The 20,248-nt window shown below is 35.5% G+C and carries 17 protein-coding genes; 13 read left to right on the plus strand and 4 right to left on the minus strand.

The features are described 5' to 3' along the window. Positions 1-339 precede the first annotated feature (339 nt). The 3 genes from gabT (at position 340) to C6H17_RS06990 (ending at position 4,534) form a co-directional block, all read left to right on the plus strand. Positions 340-1,596, plus strand: coding sequence for a 4-aminobutyrate--2-oxoglutarate transaminase (gene gabT, locus C6H17_RS06980; RefSeq protein WP_020995465.1), 1,257 nt, complete (start codon positions 340-342; stop codon positions 1,594-1,596). Further along, positions 1,593-3,038 (plus strand): NAD-dependent succinate-semialdehyde dehydrogenase, encoded by a 1,446-nt coding sequence (locus C6H17_RS06985; RefSeq protein WP_005216886.1) that lies wholly within the window; start codon positions 1,593-1,595, stop codon positions 3,036-3,038. The genes gabT and C6H17_RS06985 overlap by 4 nt, the downstream gene beginning before the upstream one ends. Positions 3,039-3,268: 230 nt before the next feature. Next, positions 3,269-4,534 carry an aromatic amino acid transport family protein gene (locus C6H17_RS06990; RefSeq protein WP_005216888.1) on the plus strand — a complete coding sequence of 422 codons (1,266 nt, stop codon included), beginning with the start codon at positions 3,269-3,271 and terminating at the stop codon, positions 4,532-4,534. A 1,161-nt stretch (positions 4,535-5,695) separates the two neighbouring features. On the opposite strand, the gene C6H17_RS06995 is transcribed toward C6H17_RS06990, so the two are convergent. The 4 genes from C6H17_RS06995 to rsmA form a co-directional block, all read right to left on the minus strand. Beyond that, positions 5,696-6,700 carry an HlyD family secretion protein gene (locus C6H17_RS06995; RefSeq protein WP_005216890.1) on the minus strand — a complete coding sequence of 335 codons (1,005 nt, stop codon included), beginning with the start codon at positions 6,698-6,700 and terminating at the stop codon, positions 5,696-5,698. A 9-nt stretch (positions 6,701-6,709) separates the two neighbouring features. Beyond that, positions 6,710-8,236 (minus strand): TolC family protein, encoded by a 1,527-nt coding sequence (locus C6H17_RS07000; protein ID WP_005216892.1) that lies wholly within the window; start codon positions 8,234-8,236, stop codon positions 6,710-6,712. A 304-nt stretch (positions 8,237-8,540) separates the two neighbouring features. Beyond that, complete coding sequence (locus C6H17_RS07005; RefSeq protein WP_020995466.1) at positions 8,541-10,799, minus strand: ribonuclease J; 2,259 nt, start codon at positions 10,797-10,799, stop codon at positions 8,541-8,543. Next, a complete protein-coding gene (gene rsmA / locus C6H17_RS07010; protein ID WP_005216897.1) occupies positions 10,796-11,737 on the minus strand; it encodes a 16S rRNA (adenine(1518)-N(6)/adenine(1519)-N(6))-dimethyltransferase RsmA in 942 nt (313 codons plus the stop codon). The genes C6H17_RS07005 and rsmA overlap by 4 nt, the downstream gene beginning before the upstream one ends. 175 nt (positions 11,738-11,912) lie before the next feature. Between rsmA and hisF the strand changes: the two genes are divergently transcribed. The 10 genes from hisF to C6H17_RS12180 form a co-directional block, all read left to right on the plus strand. Then, positions 11,913-12,683: an imidazole glycerol phosphate synthase subunit HisF gene (gene hisF / locus C6H17_RS07015; RefSeq protein ID WP_005216898.1), complete on the plus strand. Its 771-nt coding sequence runs from the start codon at positions 11,913-11,915 to the stop codon at positions 12,681-12,683. 111 nt (positions 12,684-12,794) lie between these two features. After that, on the plus strand, positions 12,795-13,598 hold the full coding sequence (locus tag C6H17_RS07020) for a toxin-antitoxin system YwqK family antitoxin (RefSeq protein WP_005216901.1): 804 nt from the start codon (positions 12,795-12,797) through the stop codon (positions 13,596-13,598). 119 nt (positions 13,599-13,717) lie between these two features. Then, a complete protein-coding gene (locus C6H17_RS07025) occupies positions 13,718-14,443 on the plus strand; it encodes a toxin-antitoxin system YwqK family antitoxin (protein ID WP_020995467.1) in 726 nt (241 codons plus the stop codon). Between the two features lie 115 nt (positions 14,444-14,558). After that, positions 14,559-15,053 carry a toxin-antitoxin system YwqK family antitoxin gene (locus tag C6H17_RS07030; protein ID WP_020995468.1) on the plus strand — a complete coding sequence of 165 codons (495 nt, stop codon included), beginning with the start codon at positions 14,559-14,561 and terminating at the stop codon, positions 15,051-15,053. 283 nt (positions 15,054-15,336) lie between these two features. After that, the gene (gene nikA / locus C6H17_RS07035) at positions 15,337-16,959 is read left to right on the plus strand and encodes a nickel ABC transporter substrate-binding protein (protein ID WP_005216906.1); all 1,623 of its coding nucleotides are present in this window, start codon (positions 15,337-15,339) and stop codon (positions 16,957-16,959) included. Beyond that, a complete protein-coding gene (gene nikB, locus C6H17_RS07040; protein WP_020995469.1) occupies positions 16,959-17,909 on the plus strand; it encodes a nickel ABC transporter permease subunit NikB in 951 nt (316 codons plus the stop codon). The genes nikA and nikB overlap by 1 nt, the downstream gene beginning before the upstream one ends. A gap of 17 nt (positions 17,910-17,926) precedes the next feature. Next, the gene (nikC, locus tag C6H17_RS07045; protein WP_005216910.1) at positions 17,927-18,769 is read left to right on the plus strand and encodes a nickel ABC transporter permease subunit NikC; all 843 of its coding nucleotides are present in this window, start codon (positions 17,927-17,929) and stop codon (positions 18,767-18,769) included. Between the two features lie 9 nt (positions 18,770-18,778). Beyond that, a complete protein-coding gene (locus C6H17_RS07050) occupies positions 18,779-19,438 on the plus strand; it encodes an ATP-binding cassette domain-containing protein (RefSeq protein WP_051355085.1) in 660 nt (219 codons plus the stop codon). A gap of 192 nt (positions 19,439-19,630) precedes the next feature. Continuing rightward, positions 19,631-19,822: a hypothetical protein gene (locus C6H17_RS07055; protein WP_104731388.1), complete on the plus strand. Its 192-nt coding sequence runs from the start codon at positions 19,631-19,633 to the stop codon at positions 19,820-19,822. Between the two features lie 220 nt (positions 19,823-20,042). After that, on the plus strand, positions 20,043-20,248 hold a 206-nt coding region (locus tag C6H17_RS12180), incomplete at its 3' end, for a hypothetical protein (protein ID WP_418904710.1).

The following is a 20,248-nucleotide window of genomic DNA, read 5'->3' on the forward strand; positions in this document are numbered from 1 at the left end:
TATTTAAGTAACATATAATTTGTTGTCATCAAGTTTTATAAAATCAAGATAATTTTTATAAAATCTGCCTATCAAACACTTATGCAATCGCATGTCTATCATCACAAATAAGCCTTTTATTTTCTGTGTTTTAAAAATTTCATTATATTTCCCAAAGTTTATTTAGCAAAACCAGATTCTATTAAGAAACTCAAAAATGTGTAAAAAAGTAATCATAAGGCAATTAAAGCGCAAAACATTATATATTTTTTATATTTTTTCCTTTTTGTTGTGTTACATTCTAGCCAAACATTTTGCAAGTCAAGATGAATTTATGATTTTGATATAAGGATGGATTCTATGAGTGATCTAATGAAACGCAGAGAGGATGCAACACCAAAGGGCATTAGCGTATTATGCGACTGGTTTGTAGAAAAAGCTGAAAATGCGACACTTTGGGATACAAATGGTAAAGAGTATATCGACTTTGCTGCTGGTATCGCGGTGCTTAATGTTGGACATCGACATCCACGCATAATTGAAGCTGTAAAAAAACAGCTCGATCGTTTTACACATACGGCATATCAGGTAACACCTTATGAAAGTTATATCGCGTTAGCAGAAAAAATTAATGAGTTGGCACCAATTAGCGGCAAGAAAAAAACTTGCTTTTTTACCACAGGTGGGGAGGCGACTGAAAATGCCATTAAAGTGGCAAAAGCAAAGACAAAGCGATATGGTATTATCGCTTTTGGCGGTAGCTTTCATGGTAGGACTGCAGCAGCAGTAGGTATGACAGGTAAAGTTGTGCCTTATAAAGCAGAACTTGGTATCGGTATGGTTGGAATCTATCATGGTCTCTATCCAAATAAACTCCATAATATCAGTGTAGAAGATGCGCTAAAAAGCCTTGATCATATTTGCAAAAGCTCTATATCGCCTTATGATGTTGCAGCTATCATTTTTGAGCCAGTGCAAGGTGAAGGTGGGTTTAATCCTGCACCTAAAGAGTTTGTTGAAGGTTTGCGTGCGTTTGCGGATAAATATGGCATTGTATTAATCGCTGATGAAGTGCAAACAGGCTTTGGTAGGACAGGCAAAATGTTTGCGATGGAATATCATAGTGTTTCACCCGATATTATTTGTATGGCAAAAAGTCTTGGCGGTGGATTCCCTATCTCTGGTATCGTAGGTAAAGCTGAAGTTATGGATTCTGTAAGTGCTGGTGGTATGGGCGGAACTTATGCTGGTAGCCCTCTTGCAACTGAGGCTGGACTTGAAGTATTAAATATCATAAAAGAAGAAAAACTTCTTGATAGGTCAAATAAACTTGGAGAGCAACTAAAGACTTTCTTACAAGGTTTAGGACATAAAGAAATCGCTGAAGTGCGTCAAATAGGTTCTATGGTAGCAGTTGAGTTTTTCAAAAATAATGAGCCAAGCAGTGATATTGCTAAAAAAGTGCAAACACTTGCTATGCCTAAAGGATTATTACTACTTACTTGTGGTAGCTATGGAAATGTTATTCGCTTCCTTTATCCGCTTACTATTCCACAAGAGCAGTTTGACAAGGCATTAAGCATTCTTAAAGAAGTTATTGCGGAGGCGGTAAAATGAGTTTAAACGCACAACATTTGGCGCTTTTGGGACATGAGTTTGTTTCACAAAGTAAAAAAGATGGATTCATAGCGGTTAATAACCCCGCAACAGGCGAAGACCTAGCGTTTGTGTATGACATAAAAGAGCAAGAACTCCAAGATATTATCACAAAATCTCAAGTCGCACAGAAAAAATGGGCAGCCCTTTTAGCAGTGGAGAGAGCAAATATCCTTTTAAAATGGTATGACTTAATGCTAGAGCATAAACAAGCATTAGCTGAGATTCTCACACAAGAGATGGGTAAGCCTTTAACTGAAGCAAGTGGTGAGATCGTGTATGCGGCTAACTTTATCCGCTGGTTTGCTGAAGAGTGCAGACGCATTGATGGCGATATTTTACAATCTGCACAGCAAAATCAAAAGTTGCTTGTATTAAAACAACCTATTGGTGTTTGTGGGGCTATCACTCCGTGGAATTTCCCTTCCGCTATGATTACAAGAAAGGTAGCACCAGCTTTAGCTAGTGGCTGCTCCATGATTGTAAAACCTGCTACGCAAACGCCTTTAAGTGCGTATGCGCTTTTAGTGCTTGCGTATAAAGCTGGGATTCCAAAAGATTTATTACAAGTTGTAACAGGTAAGGCAAGCATGATTAGCAAAGTGCTTTGTGAATCTGATATTGTGAGAAAAATCACTTTCACAGGTTCAACAGAAGTGGGCAGAACACTTATGGCTCAAAGTGCAAATACCATTAAAAAGCTTTCACTAGAATTAGGTGGCAATGCACCATTTATCGTTTTTGATGATGCAAATGTTGATGAAGCAGTCAAAGGTATGCTTGCATCAAAATTCCGCAATAGCGGGCAAACTTGCGTTTGTGCGAATAGAATCTATGTGCAAAGTGGAATCTATGATAAGGTAGCACAAGCCCTAAAACAAGAAGTGGAAAAACTACAAGTTGGCAATGGTTTAGAATCTGGCACAACGCAAGGTCCGCTTATTGACACAAAAGCCGTTGCAAAAGTAGAAGAACATATTGCTGATGCGACAAGCAAAGGTGCGAAAGTGCTAAGTGGTGGTAAGCCGCATTCTAAAGGATTAAGCTTTTTTGAGCCTACGATTCTAACCGGTGTTACAAAAGAGATGGCAGTAGCAAGAGAAGAGACTTTTGGTCCATTAGCCCCACTCTTTAAATTTGACACAGAAGAAGAAGTCATATCTATGGCGAATAATACTGAATTTGGTTTAGCAGCGTATCTTTACACAAATAATGCCGCAAGGCAATGGCGTGTCGGCGAAGCGTTAGAATATGGTATCGTTGGTATTAATACGGGTATTATCTCAACTGAAGTAGCACCATTTGGCGGTGTAAAACAAAGCGGTTTGGGTAGAGAAGGCTCAAAATATGGTATAGACGATTACCTTGAAATTAAATACATGTGTGTAAATTTGGGTAATTAGAAAACATTACCCCCTTATATACTTGCAATATAGGCACAATATTTTGTCGCAAGTATCTGTCTATAATAGCTGAATGTGGCGGCATTCTCATATTCAGTTTAGGATTAATATTTGATATATCCTAGCATAGTTTATAGACAGCTATTATCACTGCATTGAGCTTAATGTAACACAAACTTACCGCTACGCTCGTTTGTAGTCAAAATTTAAGAAAATTAGAGGAGCATATATTGAAATTAAAAGACGCTAAACAGGAATTTATCGCCGAACTCAAGGGGCACCCAAAGACAAAAAAGCTCACTTTCCTTGAAGGTGTGGCAATGCTTGTTGGGACAAATATAGGTATTGGAATCTTGAGTATAGCCAATACCGCAAAGGGTGCGGGATTTTTTCCACTTTTATTTTGGCTTATTGTTGGCGGTATTCTCTCAACTATTACTATGCTTTATATTGCTGAAGCTACATTGCGGACAAAAGCACATTTACAACTTACAGGACTTTCTGTCCGCTATATAGGACCGGTAGCAAAATATCTTATGTTTATCTCTGTAGCAGTTACTGCTATTGGAGCATTAATCGCCTATGAAGCCGCAGCAGGTAGAATCATAAATAAAATCTTTGATATCCCGGAGAAATGGGGTAGTATTTTATTTTTTATCCCAGCTTCAGGTGTATTATGGCTTGGATTAAAAGCAATAGGAAGAGGGGAGAAGCAAATCATTGGCATAATGTTTGGTATCCTTGTAGCACTTGTTATAGCGACTTTTTTTAAAGCAGAACTTAATTTTAGTAATGCGCTTGAAATGCACTGGGATTTAGTTGCTATTTTACCTATCTTTAACACGGTGGTATTTGTGTATTCTTCACAATATATAGTGCCAGAAATGGCGAGAGGCTTTTCACATAAACCAGAAATGCTACCAAAAGCCATCGTGCTTGGCAACTTTATCACTTTTGCCCTACTTGCCCTTGTGCCACTTTCTGCTATTGTATTAGAAGGATTACAAAATATTTCAGATGTTGTTACAATCTCTTGGGGTAAGGCTATTGGTGATTGGGCGTTTTTGATTGCTAATCTCTTTGGTTTATTTGCTGTGCTTACTTCATATTGGGGGCTTGGCGGTATGTTTGTTACAAACATTGCTGACCAGATTAATAAAGATGCAGACAATAATCTCACTTTACGCTTTGTTATCTTGCTATTTGTAGCCGTTCCACCTTTAGCTATCGTGCTATTGCAACTCATTGATTCTATAGATCAAGCACTCTATTGGCCCGGTGTTGTGGGAGCTTTAATCCTTAGTTTTTTCCCCATACTTATTTTACAGAATGCGCGTAAAAATGGCGATCATGAAGCAACATGGGTATGTCCGCCTATACTGACTAATTGGGGAGCAAAGATCACCATTATTCTTGTGTATTTATTTGCTACACTCTTTAGCATCGCAGCAAAATATGGATTTTTAGATAAAGTCATTAGTATGCTTGGCATGTAGTATAACTTCCTTGAAAGGAGTTTATATAGCTTTTTGCTTCACACGCTAACAAAAAACCAAACAATTATCAACATCCACAAAGCCTTGCATTGAAAGTTTTGTGTAGCTTGAGTAATGTATATATGCCCCCACATTACTCAACAAAACGTGAGATAACACAATCCACACTTTTTATAATTTTACATAAATTTTATTCCAATCCAACAAAGCCGCTTGCATACAATACTTATATACTATAATTCTTTTTCTTGATTTCCCAATCTTGTTTTTTATTCATGTTTCACATGCATTTGCATAATGTATTCTAAAAAAGGATATATAAAGTCATATATGCGGAATATTACTGGTTATTAAATCAGCATATAAAACCACGCAATCCTTGCATATGTTGCATTATTTACATTCCTATCATCTAGTAACTTTTTTAATATTTGGGTCGTAGCAAAAGCAAATTCAAAGCCAAATACATAATAATTGTTTTTTAATATCACAAAGCAAGCATATAGAATACAACACGATATAAAATATAGGATATTGTATTGAGCACTAGCATACCAATGTTAGCTTTGATACAAATTAAAACAATGTGGGCAAAAAACACCTTAGTTTTTGCATTCTTTGCTTAATTGTATTTGATAGGTTCAAACAATGTGGTTGATATGCTTTGTTAGCACACAAAACATGCTTTCATGTGTAGTAAATTTTGTGTATCCTTTCTTAGAATACATATGGGGACCAAAACAAAAAAATGTATGTGGAAGTAAAAGAAGAATTATAACATATTAAGTACATGTAAATCATTTGTTAAAAACCATTAATAAGGCCTTTATAGGTTGTGTTCCCTGAGTTATACGAAATTAGCGTTCAAAGATGTGTTTATTATGTTTTCTACGAATTGACTTTTAATCACGACATGCTAGATTAATAGATGTCATCCCAGATGTTTTATTACGCTAACACAATGTTGTTGTATTGGAATCTAATATTTTAATTGAAGTGTTAGGTTGAGAAAATATCAATGATTTTTTTACACAATTCTTTCATAAAATCTCACCATCAAATCCATGCTATGTAGCAACTCATAAAGACTTAGATGAAACTTGTTTTATAAGTTATATAGAATTCTAGGGATGATAAAGCACAATAAATCTTATCTTGACTTTATTCGCTATCCACAAGCACACTCATGCCTACGCGTAAGCCTTCTACTTTTTGTGTTGGACGGGCTTCTATCTCAAAAGTTTTCATATCATAGTTTTGTGTGCTAGCTGTTGCTTTCCATGTGGCAAAATCGCCCATTGCAGCGATATAGGTAACGCGAAATTCCACTTCTTTATTTAATGCGGGTATAAAACCCTTAAAGGTATTCCCTTTCTGGAATCTTTGCAAATGATTCTCATCAACACTTAAACGCAACCAAGAATCATTTAAATCAAGCAGCATAACAACAGGAAAACCACTTGGGGCTAACTCTCCACTATGCACTAAAATATTACTCACTTCACCATCTGCTGGTGCAAACGCCTCAATGTCTTTTACATAGGCTTCTACCTCTTGGACCTGCCCTAATGCTGCTTTTTCTTTCTCGAGGGCTGCCTTTTTTGCTTCATCTCTTGTGCCGCTTAAGGCAAGTTTATATTGTTGATATGTTGTGCTTTCGTTATATTTTGCACTTTGATAGGCTGCAAATGCTTCATCTCGCCTTTGCAAACTCATCACGCCTTCATTGTATAATTGTTGGATTCTCTTATAGGTTTTTTCTGCTAGTTTTGCTTGCGCGCTTGCGGCTTGCCATACATCTTTTGCAGATTCTATAGTTTCATTACGCGTTCCGCTATGCACCTCCTCATTTAATGCTTTTGCTGCTTCATATCCTGCTTGGGCTTGTGTAAGTTTTGCTTCTAATTCTGGGCTTTTAATCGTAAAGACTACATCACCTTTTTTTACTACATCGCCCTTATGCACTAAAATCTCATCAATGCGTCCTGCAAGCTTTGAGCTGACACTATATTCTTTTGCGCTTATTTGCCCTTGAAAAATCTGCTTTTTAGGAAGATAGGCACGATAAAATGTGCCAACAAGCCATATTATAATGAGTGCAAACGCAACGACAATAAACACAATAGAAGCTAACTTTTTCTTATCTTTTAGAATCTCTTGTAGCATATTTTCTCCCTATTTTTGTATTGCAAAAAATGTGTCAAGATCGCCACTTAATGCTTGCAATTTTGCAAATGCGATAATCATTTTATAAGCTACACCTTTTTGCTCGACTATGACAGAATCGAGTGCATTCCTTGCATCCACCACAGAATCATTTGTAACAAGCCCTTGAGAGAATGCCCTCTCTTTTAATCGCAAGTTCTCTTTTGCAAGGGCAATGCTAGAATCAAGGACTTCATAACTCTCTTTATATAGCTTTATTTGCTTATAAGTTGTTTTTACAAGTAGCTCCATTTTCTGCACAGCCTCTATCTCAAGTGCGCTTGCTTGCATTTGCATAATCTTTGCACCTTGATATTTTTGCAGTCTGCCTTGTGGGCTAAGTAGCGTCCATCTAGCTGCAACCCCTGCATACCAATTTGGCATCATTTGCTCCATTTTTGACCTATTATCAGTTACCATAAAAGATGCAAAAGCACCGATTTTTGGAGTGAATCTACCAAGTTCTAATCGCTTTGTGTAATCTGCCATAGTGATTTTATTATGTGCAATTTGTAATGCAGGATAGGTTTTAAGTGTCGCTTCTTTGTAGTATTCAAATGATTTTAACTCTAAGTTTGGATTTATGGCTAGAAGTGAAGTTGGATTAGAATCTGTTGTTTGTAAAATGCTATCAAGCGTAAAATTTGCTATATCAAGGGCATTTTCTGCACTTCTTCTTTGATTTTTAGCTTTATCATAGGCTACTTGTGCGCCGAGTAGCTCAATGTCTGCGATTTGCCCTAGTCTGTGAAGTTTTTTTGAATTTTCATAATGTTTGAGTGTGCTTTCTTCTGTGGATTGTAAGGCACTAAGGGTTTCTTTTGCAAGTACAACGCTATAATAGATTGTTACTAATTCTTCAAAAGTGGCTAACTCTTTCAGTCTTAAAGCTTGATAGGAATCTTTTAGGGCGACTTTAGCAAGTTTATTACCATAGTACCTAGCACCACCGGTATAGAGCGGATATAAAATATTTAATGCACCAACGACAACATCTTGCTCTAAAAGCGTGATAGGTGTGCCATACAGCTGAAGTAGTGAAACAAGTTGTGTCCCCATTGCCCCTAGATTCTGTGCGTCTTGTAAAAGTTTATTGTATTCTGCTCTATTATGCACTAAGTCGATTTGGACTTTATTGCCAAGATGAAGATACAAGGCATTTAAATCGATTTGTGGCAAGTATGATAGCTTTGCGGCTAGATTTAGTTTTTCCATATTTTGCGTGTTGAGATATTGTGCTTTTATGCCTTGATTGTTACGCAATACATCTTGCCATGCGTCATAAATGCTTATGTTTTTGCTTGTATTTTTTGCGTTTTTAGAATCTAGGCTTTGTGCGGTTATATAATCAGATTGCGTTATGTAGTCTTTGGCTTGTATATTCTTTTTGAGTGAAGTTTGATTGGCATAGCATGTGTATGATAGCATAATGCCAAATAGCCAACATAATGGCAGTAACCCTAATGGCAACCTTACGGCATATTTGCAATGATTCATTTCTAAACCCTTAAAATAAGATAACGCATGTAAAACTAAATATAGTGTTGATTATAGTCAATATTCAACAATAAAGGACTTATATGCTAGTTTTTAAATTGATAAACGATCTCTATTGTTAAGAAATATCTATGCCAACAGATTGATATGCAAATTGACTTAATGTCAGTTTGTTATAGAATCTCATTGCAATAAGACTAAATTTATCGTTTAGATTATAGGTTTCAAAAAGATTGCGTGAAGAGTTATCTTATTTGCAAACCTAAGTCCATGCAAACTGATCCTATGTAAATATTATACATACTTAAAGATTCCCTTCATTTTCATTGATAGTCTCACTCACAATGGATTCTAAGTGTGTATCTAGCATATCATGTCCTTTATGTGGGGCATTTTGTGTCATTTTTTGTCGCACTTCACCATCGATTAAGACATTTACCAATATCGCTGGATATTTTTTAAAGCGTTTGAAAAGTAGCTTTCTTAACGCGCTAAATAAATCATTCTCTAGGCTTTTTGCATCTTTAAAGATAGTCGGTTTTGCATTGCTAAAGTGCATATTGATATTATCCATAACAAACTTTGCTAGTTCTGCCTCTTCTTTCTGCCCTAAGATTCCAAAGACATTGATTCTGTTTTCTAGAATCTTTCTTTTTTGCATATCCATACGCAAGGTTAGAATAAAGATTCCATCATTTGCAAGGAGATTTCGCTCATTTATCACATCATTTTCAATCTGTCTATTTGCTTGATTATCCACAAAGCTTTTGCCTGTCCGCACAGATTTTACTTTACGCATGTAGTTTGGATTGACTTCGATTTGATCGCCATCTTCCATAAGATAAATATTTTTTTCTAGCACACCACAAGCAATAGCGGTTTGTTTATGCTTTGCGATATGATTGTATTCACCATGCACTGGTAGGAAAAACTTAGGTTTAATTAATCTTAGCATGAGCTTTTGTTCTTCTTGGGCGGCATGTCCGCTTACATGGATTTCGCTGAAATCCTGATAGGCGACTTTTGCCCCTGCCTTCATAATGAGATTAATGACTGCGGATACACTGCCCTCATTCCCCGGGATAGCCTTTGCAGATAGAATCACCATGTCTGTTGGCTTGATTTTAATGTGTCTATGCTCATCAGTTGCCATGCGATATAATGCACTCATGGTTTCGCCCTGACTGCCTGTCGTTACGATTAGCACCTCTTCATCTGGATATTGCAATACTTCATGTGCTTCAATAAATACATTGCTTGGTAAATCAATGTAGCCTAACTCTCTTGCGATATCTAGGTTTTTCTCCATTGAACGCCCTATAACTGCGACTTTGCGATTATATTTCAAACCATACGAGATAGCCTGATACACTCTGTGTATGTTTGAGCTAAAAGTGCTCATAATTACTCTGCCTGTGGCATTTTTAAAGAGATTGTCAAAAGTTGGTCCCACACTTGCTTCACTTGGAGTTACACCGCTTTTATGAGAATTTGTAGAATCACTTAAAAGCAGCATTACCCCCTCTTCGCCATAATGTGCTAATCTGTGTAAATCTGTGGGGAGATTATCAATTGGAGTATGGTCTATCTTAAAATCGCCTGTGTGCATAATAACCCCTGCTTCTGTGCGGATCGCAAGGGCAGAACTATCAATAATGCTATGTGTGATATGAATCCACTCAATCTCAAAATCCCCAATTCTTACCGGGCTTCTTTTCTCTACAATGTGAAATAATGATTTATACTGCTTTAAGCCATGCTCTTCAAACTTATTGCCAACAAGCCCTAATGCAAGCGGTGTGCCATAGAGTGGAAACTGAAACTGCTTGTAAAAGTAAGGCACAGCTCCAATATGGTCTTCATGTGCGTGTGTAATCACAACGGCTGCAATCTTATTTTTAATACTTTGAATATAGTGAAAATCTGGTATCAAAATATCAACACCGGGCATACTCTCATCTGGGAAACTCATACCAATATCAATGACAATCGCACTTTTTTCAGTCTCAATAATAGTCATATTGCCACCGATTTCACCAAGCCCACCAAGTGGTGTGATACGCACTTTTGCGTTTGTGCTTAGGTTTAGTTTATGATGCGGATTGAGTGAGCCTTTTTGAATCTTTGTATTTGCTTCAACCCCTTTTTTTAAATCTTTGTGAAAAGAGAGATTCCCTTTTTCATTTGTAGTCTTTATCTTTCTTGTGCCATCTTCATGTTTCTCTTCTTCATATCTCTCTCTTTTTTGTCGCATGGCATGTTTATTTTCGCCTACCCATTTTCTATTCTCTGTGTTAGAATCTTTTGTATGCTCGTTTTTAAATTGCGGTTTAAAGTTTCGCTTTTTATGCTCATTTACAGAACGCATATTAGAATCTTCTCTTTTATTGGAATCTTCTAGGGCATGTGCGGGATTTTTAGGGCGAGGCTTTCTTGCATGTGTGTTATGTCTTTCGCCTTTTTGTGTGTCTGTGTGTTCCTGTCTTGTGCGTCTTTTTTGCTCTTTATTTAGCATATCATTTGACACATTTACTTGTTCTTCACTCTTATTTTGTTCATTCATTGTTTATCCTTTTTCATAGCATTATATATATGCAACATATCGCAATATTCTTGTAAGCCTACTTCATGCGCTCTTACATTCTCATCTAATTGCATGGTTTGAAAGATATGTTTTAGCATTGCTTTATCTCTCAATTTATCATATTGCATAAGATTTGAAAAGAGCTTTTTACGCGGTGCAAGGAATGCAAAATGCAGCAAAGATTCTAAATCTTGTGTATAATGACACTTCCCGCGTTTAAAGCAAAAGACTGCTGACTCCACTTTTGGCGGTGGATTAAACGCTTCTTTTGGCACAGAAAAAAGATAGGATATATCGCCAAAAGATTGTGCTAAAAGGCTAAGGCTACAATATGTGCTATCCTTTTGTTTCGCACAAAATTTCTGTGCCACTTCTTTTTGTGTCATTACAAGAAATCCCTTGCAATGCGTATCCTTTAAGGCTTGCAATATAATTGCAGTTGCAATATAATAGGGGAGATTTGAAACCAAAAAATAATCACTACTAAGCAAATAAGAATCATTATGTCGCACTTTTAGCACATCAGCTTGCACAAGTTGCAATCTATTTGTCTCTATCTCATGATGATAGTTTTTCTCTGCCTGTGTGATTAAATCATAATCGATTTCATACGCTAAAAGGCTATATTTGCTTAAAAGTCTTTTGGTTAAATCGCCCAAGCCAATCCCCACTTCGATTAATCGCACGCTTTTATCAATCTCTGCGGCAATATCGTGGGGAATGGATTGGAAGATTCTATCAAGTATTACAGAATCATGTAAAAAATGTTGTCCTAAACTCTTTTTATGATGAAAGTGCGTTTTGCTTTTTTCATGCTGTTTTAATGTCGCTTTTTTATCTAAGCTTTTAGTTTTATAAGCCCTAGAATCTAAACTGATTCTAGATTCTGTAATGTAAGATTCTAATGTATCTTGCATTATGTCTCCCGTTTTCTGTTTTGTTTATATGTAGCTATATCTTAAGGGCATAGCCTTAAACTCATTTCATATTTTGACTGACTTTATCTTGTAAATAATTAGCTAAACTTATGACTTTAATATTATTTTTCAGTGAAATTATAACGATTTTTCTATGTTAAGTAAAGGGGATATTATGACAAATTTAGCAAAAAGGATTATTCCATGCCTTGATATTAAAGATGGAAGAGTTGTAAAAGGTGTGAATTTTGTAGCCCTAAAAGATGCGGGAGATCCACTTGAAGTAGCAAAAAGATATAATGATTGTGGTGCTGATGAGCTTGTATTTTTAGATATTAACGCTTCTTTTGAAGGACGCAAAGCAACGCTAAAGGTTATAGAATCTATTGCTAAAGAGGTCTTTATCCCGCTAACTATTGGCGGGGGCATTAGCACACTAGAAGATATTAGCAATCTCTTAGATGCAGGTTGTGATAAGGTTAGCCTAAACTCTTCAGCGATTAAGAATCCAGACTTTATAAATGAGAGTGCTAAGAAGTTTGGGTCTCAATGTATTGTCATCGCCATTGATGTGAAAAGAAGAGAAAATGGAAGTATTGGCGTTTTCACACATGGTGGGCGGCATGATAGCGGATTAGATATGCAGACATGGCTACAAGAAGTGGAGAAAAGGGGGGCTGGTGAGATTCTATTAACAAGTATGGATAGCGATGGCACAAAAGCGGGATTTGATATAGAAAAGCTAAAGATTGCTATGGAGTGTTGTGATTTACCCCTTATTGCAAGTGGTGGAGCGGGGTCTATGGAGCATATTTTAGAAGCATTTGAAATAGGCGTTGATGCTGTGCTTGCTGCAAGTATCTTTCACTATAAAGAAGTAGAGATAGAATCTCTAAAGCATTTTTTAACAAAGCATAATATCCCTGTGCGTTTGGAATGTGTGTAGATTTAAGAGATTCTATCACATAGACTTATGGATAGATATGCTAAATTGTTTTTATATCTTATAAATATTTTGTAAAATACAGAATCTTTATTTCAATTTAAAAGGACAAATATGTTACTAAAAAGTGTGTTTATAGGTTTTCTCTCATTTCATAGTGTAGATACACCTATACTAAAAGAATGTAAAACCGAAGCGGATAAAATAAGCGGTTGCATAGAAAAAAAATATGATTCAAATGTGGATCTTTGGATAGAAACACCATATAAAAATGGCAAAGTAGATGGCATAGCAAAAGAGTATTATGAGAAAGGGAAGCTAGCAAGTGAAACACCATATAAAAATGGCAAAAGAGAAGGTATAGAAAAGTTGTATTATGAGAGTGGGGATCTTGGGGCTGAAATACCATATAAAAATGATAAATTCGAAGGCATAACAAAGCAATATTATGAAAATGGGAATCTAGAGAGAGAAGCACCATTTAAAAATGGTAAATACGATGGTATAGTAAAATGGTATAATGAGAATGGGAATCTTGATACAGAAACACCATATAAAAATGGCAAGAAAGAAGGTGTAGAAAGATGGTATTATGAGAATGGGAATCTTATGAGAGAAGCACCATTTAAAAATGGTAAAAAAGAGGGTATAGTAAAGTGGTATTATAAGAATGGGAATCTTATGGTAGAAATGTCATATTTAAACGACTTGTTTCATGGGGATATGAAACTCTACACAGAAGATGGAAAACTACTTGCTTTGCTTAAAGCTAAGAATGATAAGTTTATAAGCGGTAAATGTTTTAACAATAAAGTCTTAACAGACAAAGAATTAAAAGAGTTTCGCAGAATCGGCAACATTGACGAAAAAATTATTTATTTACAAGAAATATGCCTTAAAGAGAGTGATTCTAAATAATTTATGATTTAAAGCTATCTTAACACTTCCTAGATTCTAATCTTAGAATCTTTCAAGCTTTAATCTAAAAGAATATTCTGTAAAATACAGAATCTTTATCTTAAATTTAAAGGACAAATATGTTACTAAAAAGTGTGTTAATGGGTTTTCTTTCATTTCATAGTGTAGATACACCTATACTAAAAGAATGTAAAACCAAAGCGGATAAAATAAGCGGTTGTGTAGAGAGAGAATATTATTCAAATGGGAATCTTTGGATAGAAACACCATATAAAAATGGTAAATTAGATGGCATAGAAAAGTATGATTCAAATGGGAATCTAGAGAGTGAAACACCATATAAAAATGGCAAAAAAGAAGGCATAAAAAGGTGGTATTATGCGAATGGGAATCTAGAAGGAGAAGTACCATATAAAAACGGAAAAAGAGAGGGCATAGAAAAATGGTATTCTTATAGTGGGAATCTAGAGAGTGAAATACCATATAAAAACGGAAAAAGAGAGGGCATAGCAAAAGAGTATTTTGAGAATGGGAATCTAGCGAGTGAAACACCATATAAAAATGATAAAGTAGATGGCATATTAAAAGAGTATTATGAGAATGGCAGTTTGCAAACAGAAGTAAAAGTTCTAAATGATAAGTTGCATGGGGATACGAGATTCTACACAGAAGATGGAAAACTACTAGCCTTAGTTAAAGGCGAGAATGGCAGGATTACAAGCGGCAAATGCTTTAATGATAAAGTCTTAACAGACAAAGAAATAGACGAGATTAATATGAACGACATTGAAAAAGCAATTATCTATTTAAAAGAAATATGCCTTGAAGAAAGTGATTCTAAATAATTTATGATTTTAAAGTCTTAACACTTCCTAGATTCTCATCTTAGAATCTTTATGACTTTAATCTAAAATAGTTTTTGTAAAATACAGAATCTTTATCTTATTTAAAAGGACAAATATGTTACTAAAAAGTGTGTTTATAGGTTTTCTCTCATTTTCTATTTTACATGCAGATACACTAAAAGAATGCAAAACCGAAGCGGATAAAATAAGCGGCTGTGTAGAAAGAGAATATCATTCAAATGGGAATCTTAGATTTGAGATACCATATAAAAATGGCAAAGAAGTAGGTGTTGAAACATGGTATTATGAAAATGGGAATATTGAAGAAGAAATATTGCATAAAAGTAATAAAACGAAATGGTATGATCAGAATGGAAATTTACAGGCAGAATTATCATTTAAAAATGATAAATTACATGGGGATCTGAAATTCTATACAGAAAATAAAGAACTGCTTGTTGCAATTAAGGCACAAAACCATAAGCTTATGAATGGCACATGCTCTAATGGCAAAACCCTAACACATAAGGAATTAGAAGATATGTTTAACTTTGTAGGTGTAAATGAAGTAATGACCTTTTTGCGTAAAATATGTTTAGCTAATCCTTGATGTTGGTTTTGCTGATTTTAGCAACTAACTTTTGAGATTTTAGATACTTCGCTTCATTTAGCATGATAAGTGCGAGATAGATTTAAATATTACTTACAATATAATCGTAATATTTAGATAGTATAGTTTATTATTTCGTGCTATCATTACGCAGATTTATTGTGAAAGTATTTTTAGATTCTAAATTAATATGAGAATCTAAAAAAGCAAAATATACACTCAACTATTTAATATAAATCAAAACACTAGATTGTAAATCATCACAAATAAAAGGAATATCTTAATGTATAGAATCTTATTGCCTTTTTTGTTGCTATGTAGTTTTCACTATGCTTTTGCTGAAAATATCTTGCGTGTAGCAGTATCGCAAAATGTCGGCGATATGAATCCACAAGGCTATAATCTCAATCAGATTTACGCACAAAATATGATTTATGAAGGTTTAGTAAAGACTGATAGCAAGGGCAATATTACGCCCTCACTAGCACTCTATTGGGAGATTAAAGATTCTGGAAAAAGCTATATTTTTCATTTAAGAAAAAATGTGTTATTTTCTAATGGAGAGCCTTTTAACGCACAAGCAGTTGTAAAAAACTTTCAATCGATTTTAAAGAATAAAACAAGGCATTCATGGTCAGCCCTTGTTATGACAATCGATAATGTAGTAGCCCTTGATGACTATGCGATTAAGCTAACACTAAAGCACCCCTATATTGCAACATTAAATGAACTAGCCCTTGTGCGTCCTTTTCGCTTCATTGCCCCAAGTATGATTCCACAAGATTTGGACTTAGCAAAAAATAATCCCAAAAAGCCCATTGGCACAGGTCCATATATGCTAACTGACACAAAAGTTGGCATAAGCAATACTTTTAGTAAAAATCCACACTATTGGGACAAAGAAAAATATAATGGAATCTATTATGATACTATCATTACAAAAATTATAATTGATCCAAACGCAAAGCTAGTAGCACTGAAAACTAAGCAAGTAGATATGATTTATGGCTCTGATTCTATCCCTATTGAGATTTTTCATAATATCGCAGAAACAAAGCAGTTTCAAACCTTTGTTAGCCCCCCAGCATTTACCACATTTCTTATTGTAAATCCAGCAAGTAAAACCCTGCAAGACAAAAATATGCGAGAAGCCCTAGCCCTAAGCATAGATAAAGCAAAGATTATAGAATCTGTGTATTATGGCTATCAAAAAGAAGCACAATTTTTATTTAATCAAAATCTCCCCTTTACAAAGACAAAAAGCTACACGCCGCTAACCTATAATAAAGACAAAGCAGAAAAGATTCTAACACAAATGGGCTATACAAAAAAGAGTGATGGCTATCTATATAAAGACAATAAAAAACTACAAGTTCAACTTCACTTCATTGCTAATAACCCAACGCAAAAAGCCATTGCCACCATTATGCAAGCACAATTAAAAGATATTGGAATCTTTTTAGAGTTAATCCCAAATGAAGTAACAATGTATAGGAAAAAGCAAACACAAGGGCAGTTTGAGCTATGCTTTAGTCAAACATGGGGTGTGCCTTATGAGCCATTTACCTTTATTAACTCCATGCGTCATAAGGGACATGCTGACTATATGGCACAAGTAGCATTGCCTAAAACAGATTCTATAAATAAAGATTCTATTGATAAAGCGATTAAAACCCTTATTGAAAGTCCTTATGATATATACGCAGATTCTAAAAAAATAGATTTAAATAAAGCACAAGAAAATCTCACTAAACAAACGCAAAGCTTTCTTGATATGCTTTATAGCACACAGATTTATATCCCACTCACTTATGATACAAATAAAGTTGTTGCGAGAGTGGGTATCAAAGGCATAGCCCCTGATGTAAGGGCATTTGAGATTCCATTCTGGGAGTTTTATGAATAATGCTTCGCTACATTTTGTATAGAATCTTTATGATTATTCCTATACTTTTTCTTGCATCATTTATTATTTTCTATCTTTTAAGGTTGAATAATACTGATCCGGTAGCACAATATCTTATAAACTCAAATCTGCCCTCAACACCTGAAGTAATAGCAGAGATCCGCCATGAGTTTGGCTTAGATAAGCCTATATTAGAGCAGTATCTCTTATGGTTACAAAAGGCAGTTTCACTTGATTTTGGTAAGTCATATATGAGTGATAGAGATGTATGGAGTGATTTTTTATATTATTTGCCCAATACGCTTTTACTTGCACTCTTTGCGTTTTTACTTACGATTTTAGTGTCTGTTCCATTTGGGATAATCGCTGCATATTATAGGGATAAAATCCCTGATTTTCTCATTCGCTTTATTTGCTTTATTGGCGTTTGTATGCCTAACTTTTGGTTTGCATTTTTATTGATTATGCTTTTTTCTCTCACGCTTGGTTGGCTACCAGCCCTTGGTGTAGATGGACTTCATTCATTCATTTTACCTGCTATAAGCATTGCTTTCATGTCAATATGTGTGAATATACGCCTTATCCGTGCAAATATGCTTGAAGTCTCAAAAGAGAGACATATACTTTATGCGTATTTGCGTGGATTAAAAAAGGGACATGTAACAATCAAGCATGTTTTCTACAATGCGACTCTGCCTATTATTACCGCACTTGGCATGCACTTTGGCGAACTCATCGGTGGAGCTCTCATTATAGAAAGCATTTTTGCGATACCGGGCATTGGCTATTATAGCTTACAAGGCATTGCAAATCATGACTATCCTATTATTCAATGCTTTGTGCTTATTATGTGCCTTGTGTTTTCTTTGTGTAATCTCATTATTGATATATGTTATGCAGCCCTTGATCCACGCATAAGGAAGAATATGGAAGGCTCTCATGTATTATAAAGTTTTGGAAGTGTGCGATGACAATAGATTCTAAGCTATATAGAAAAAAGCTTTCTTTTCTAGGAAAGTTTTCTCTTATTATGATTATTTTCTTACTACTTATTGCACTCATTGCGCCATTTTTTTTGCCTTATACCCCCGATGCGATTGATTTAGATAATAGATTCTCACCTATTAGCACAACGCATTTTCTAGGGACAGATCATCTTGGCAGGGATATTTTTACGCGTTTAATATTTGGGGCTAGAATCTCACTTTTTTCTGTGGGGATAATCTTAGTATGCGTTATGTTTTTGGGGATAAGTATCGGTGGGATTGCTGGATTTTTTGGCGGGAAAATCGATAAGTTTATCATGCGTATATGCGATTTATTCTTAAGTTTGCCCACCATTGTATTATCACTCTTTTTAGTTGGCATATTAGGGGCTGGATTAGAAAATGTAATGCTTGCTATTGCCCTAACGCATTGGGCTTGGTATGCAAGGATTATTCGCAGTATTGTGCTAGGATTAAAACACCGCGAGTTTGTGCTACTCTCACAAGTCTATGGTGCGAGTAATTGGCAGATTTTTAAACGCAATATGCTGACGCCAATCCTTACACAATGCTTTGTGCTTGCGACTATGGATATAGGGCATATCATGCTGCATATTGCTGGGCTATCTTTTCTTGGGCTTGGCGTGCAGCCACCACAGGCAGAATGGGGGGTTATGTTAAGTGATTCTAAAGATTATGTATTTAGCAATCCGGAGTTATTGCTTTATCCGGGATTAGCTCTATTTATCGCAGTTGCTTTGTTTAATATGCTAGGTGATAGCTTACGAGATTATTTTGATTGTGATTCAAATATTATCCATTAAAGGCAATCTATGACATTAACGCTTCAACATCTCACTTTAATGTGTAATAACAAGATTCTATTAAATGATGTGAATCTTAGTATAAAAGCAGGACAAACGACTATACTATTTGGTAAAAGTGGCAGCGGCAAAACGCTTACAACCCTTGCTATGCAGGGCTTACTCCCAAAGAATATAAAGCAGGTAAGCGGTGAGCTATTACTCAATGATACACCTATAAATCCGCAGACTTCACGCGCAAAAGTCTTTGCAAGCATTATGCAAAATCCCCGCTCTTGCTTTAATCCACTCTATTCACTCCATACGCATATAAAAGAGAGTGCAAACGCCCTAAAAACGCATTGGGATATAAAGATTATAGAATCTATGCTGCATGAAGTCGGCTTACAAAAAGAAGTCTTAAAACTCTATCCATTTGAGATGAGTGGGGGAATGTTGCAACGCGCAATGATAGCCCTTGCCCTGCTTACAAAAGCCCCATTTTTAATCGCTGATGAACCCACAACAGACCTTGATATTATCGTGCAGTATAGAATCTTAAAGCTTCTAAAACACTTGCAAAAAACCTATAAACTAGGCATTCTACTCATCACACATGATTTAGATGTCGCAAAGAAAATGGGAGATAGTTTTTATTGCCTTACGCATTGTGAAGGTGTGCTCCAGTGATCTTATCGATACTCAATGCGCTATATATTTCATAATAGGCTATTGTTTGCGTATATTGAAGCCATTGAAAATATTTTACATTTCAAATATTTTGATTACAATATGAGGATATCTTTATGTTATAATCGTCGGCTTATGTAGAAATCTATTGCAAAGTAGCATTCACTCAACTAAGCGACATTAAGGATTTACATGAAACCCATTCTCTCACTATTTATTCTACTATGCCTATCACCTAGCATAGCATTTGCCTATCTTGATCCAGGCACTGGCTCTTTATTGCTTTCATCAGCCATTGCCCTTTTTGCTTCAGCAATCTTTTTCTTTAAAAGTATTTTTTATAAAGTTATTTCTTTAACAGCTGGGGGGGGGGGTAAAGCTTAAGAAAGGTAAGCAAGAAAATCATAAACTTGTCTTTTATAGTGAGGGCAAGCAATATCATAATGTCTTTAAGCCTATATTAACCTATCTAGATTCTATCTCTTATCCTTACACCTATCTTACTTCATCAAAAGAGGATTTTGAACTATATACAAAAGATTTAGATTCTAAAAAAGATTCTATACAGAAGTTAGAATCTACAACCGCTTGTCACACTGAGCCTTTGGGCGAAGTATCTCATATAGAAACTAAAAAAGATATTTCGCACTTACACACTCAATATGATAAAAACCTAGATTCTAGCAACACAACGCAAAACCACAACCCCAACGCGCAATTTGAATACATCGGTAGCAGCGATAGTCCTAAAGCTATCTCTCGTCTTAATAGCCTTAGGGCTGATATTGTAATGATGAGCACACCACAGCT

The organism is Helicobacter rappini, from assembly GCF_900198625.1.
GTDB classification, from domain to species: Bacteria; Campylobacterota; Campylobacteria; order Campylobacterales; family Helicobacteraceae; genus Helicobacter_A; species Helicobacter_A rappini.

What these genes read in the sequence shown, in the direction of transcription:
- gabT (WP_020995465.1), top strand. Translation starts at nt 340, where the DNA reads ATGAGTGATCTAATGAAACGCAGAGAGGATGCAACACCAAAGGGCATT.
- C6H17_RS06985 (WP_005216886.1), top strand. Translation starts at nt 1,593, where the DNA reads ATGAGTTTAAACGCACAACATTTGGCGCTTTTGGGACATGAGTTTGTT.
- C6H17_RS06995 (WP_005216890.1), bottom strand. Translation starts at nt 6,700, where the DNA reads ATGCTACAAGAGATTCTAAAAGATAAGAAAAAGTTAGCTTCTATTGTG.
- C6H17_RS07000 (WP_005216892.1), bottom strand. Translation starts at nt 8,236, where the DNA reads ATGAATCATTGCAAATATGCCGTAAGGTTGCCATTAGGGTTACTGCCA.
- C6H17_RS07005 (WP_020995466.1), bottom strand. Translation starts at nt 10,799, where the DNA reads ATGAATGAACAAAATAAGAGTGAAGAACAAGTAAATGTGTCAAATGAT.
- rsmA (WP_005216897.1), bottom strand. Translation starts at nt 11,737, where the DNA reads ATGCAAGATACATTAGAATCTTACATTACAGAATCTAGAATCAGTTTA.
- hisF (WP_005216898.1), top strand. Translation starts at nt 11,913, where the DNA reads ATGACAAATTTAGCAAAAAGGATTATTCCATGCCTTGATATTAAAGAT.
- C6H17_RS07020 (WP_005216901.1), top strand. Translation starts at nt 12,795, where the DNA reads ATGTTACTAAAAAGTGTGTTTATAGGTTTTCTCTCATTTCATAGTGTA.
- C6H17_RS07025 (WP_020995467.1), top strand. Translation starts at nt 13,718, where the DNA reads ATGTTACTAAAAAGTGTGTTAATGGGTTTTCTTTCATTTCATAGTGTA.
- C6H17_RS07030 (WP_020995468.1), top strand. Translation starts at nt 14,559, where the DNA reads ATGTTACTAAAAAGTGTGTTTATAGGTTTTCTCTCATTTTCTATTTTA.
- nikA (WP_005216906.1), top strand. Translation starts at nt 15,337, where the DNA reads ATGTATAGAATCTTATTGCCTTTTTTGTTGCTATGTAGTTTTCACTAT.
- nikB (WP_020995469.1), top strand. Translation starts at nt 16,959, where the DNA reads ATGCTTCGCTACATTTTGTATAGAATCTTTATGATTATTCCTATACTT.
- nikC (WP_005216910.1), top strand. Translation starts at nt 17,927, where the DNA reads ATGACAATAGATTCTAAGCTATATAGAAAAAAGCTTTCTTTTCTAGGA.
- C6H17_RS07050 (WP_051355085.1), top strand. Translation starts at nt 18,779, where the DNA reads ATGACATTAACGCTTCAACATCTCACTTTAATGTGTAATAACAAGATT.
- C6H17_RS07055 (WP_104731388.1), top strand. Translation starts at nt 19,631, where the DNA reads ATGAAACCCATTCTCTCACTATTTATTCTACTATGCCTATCACCTAGC.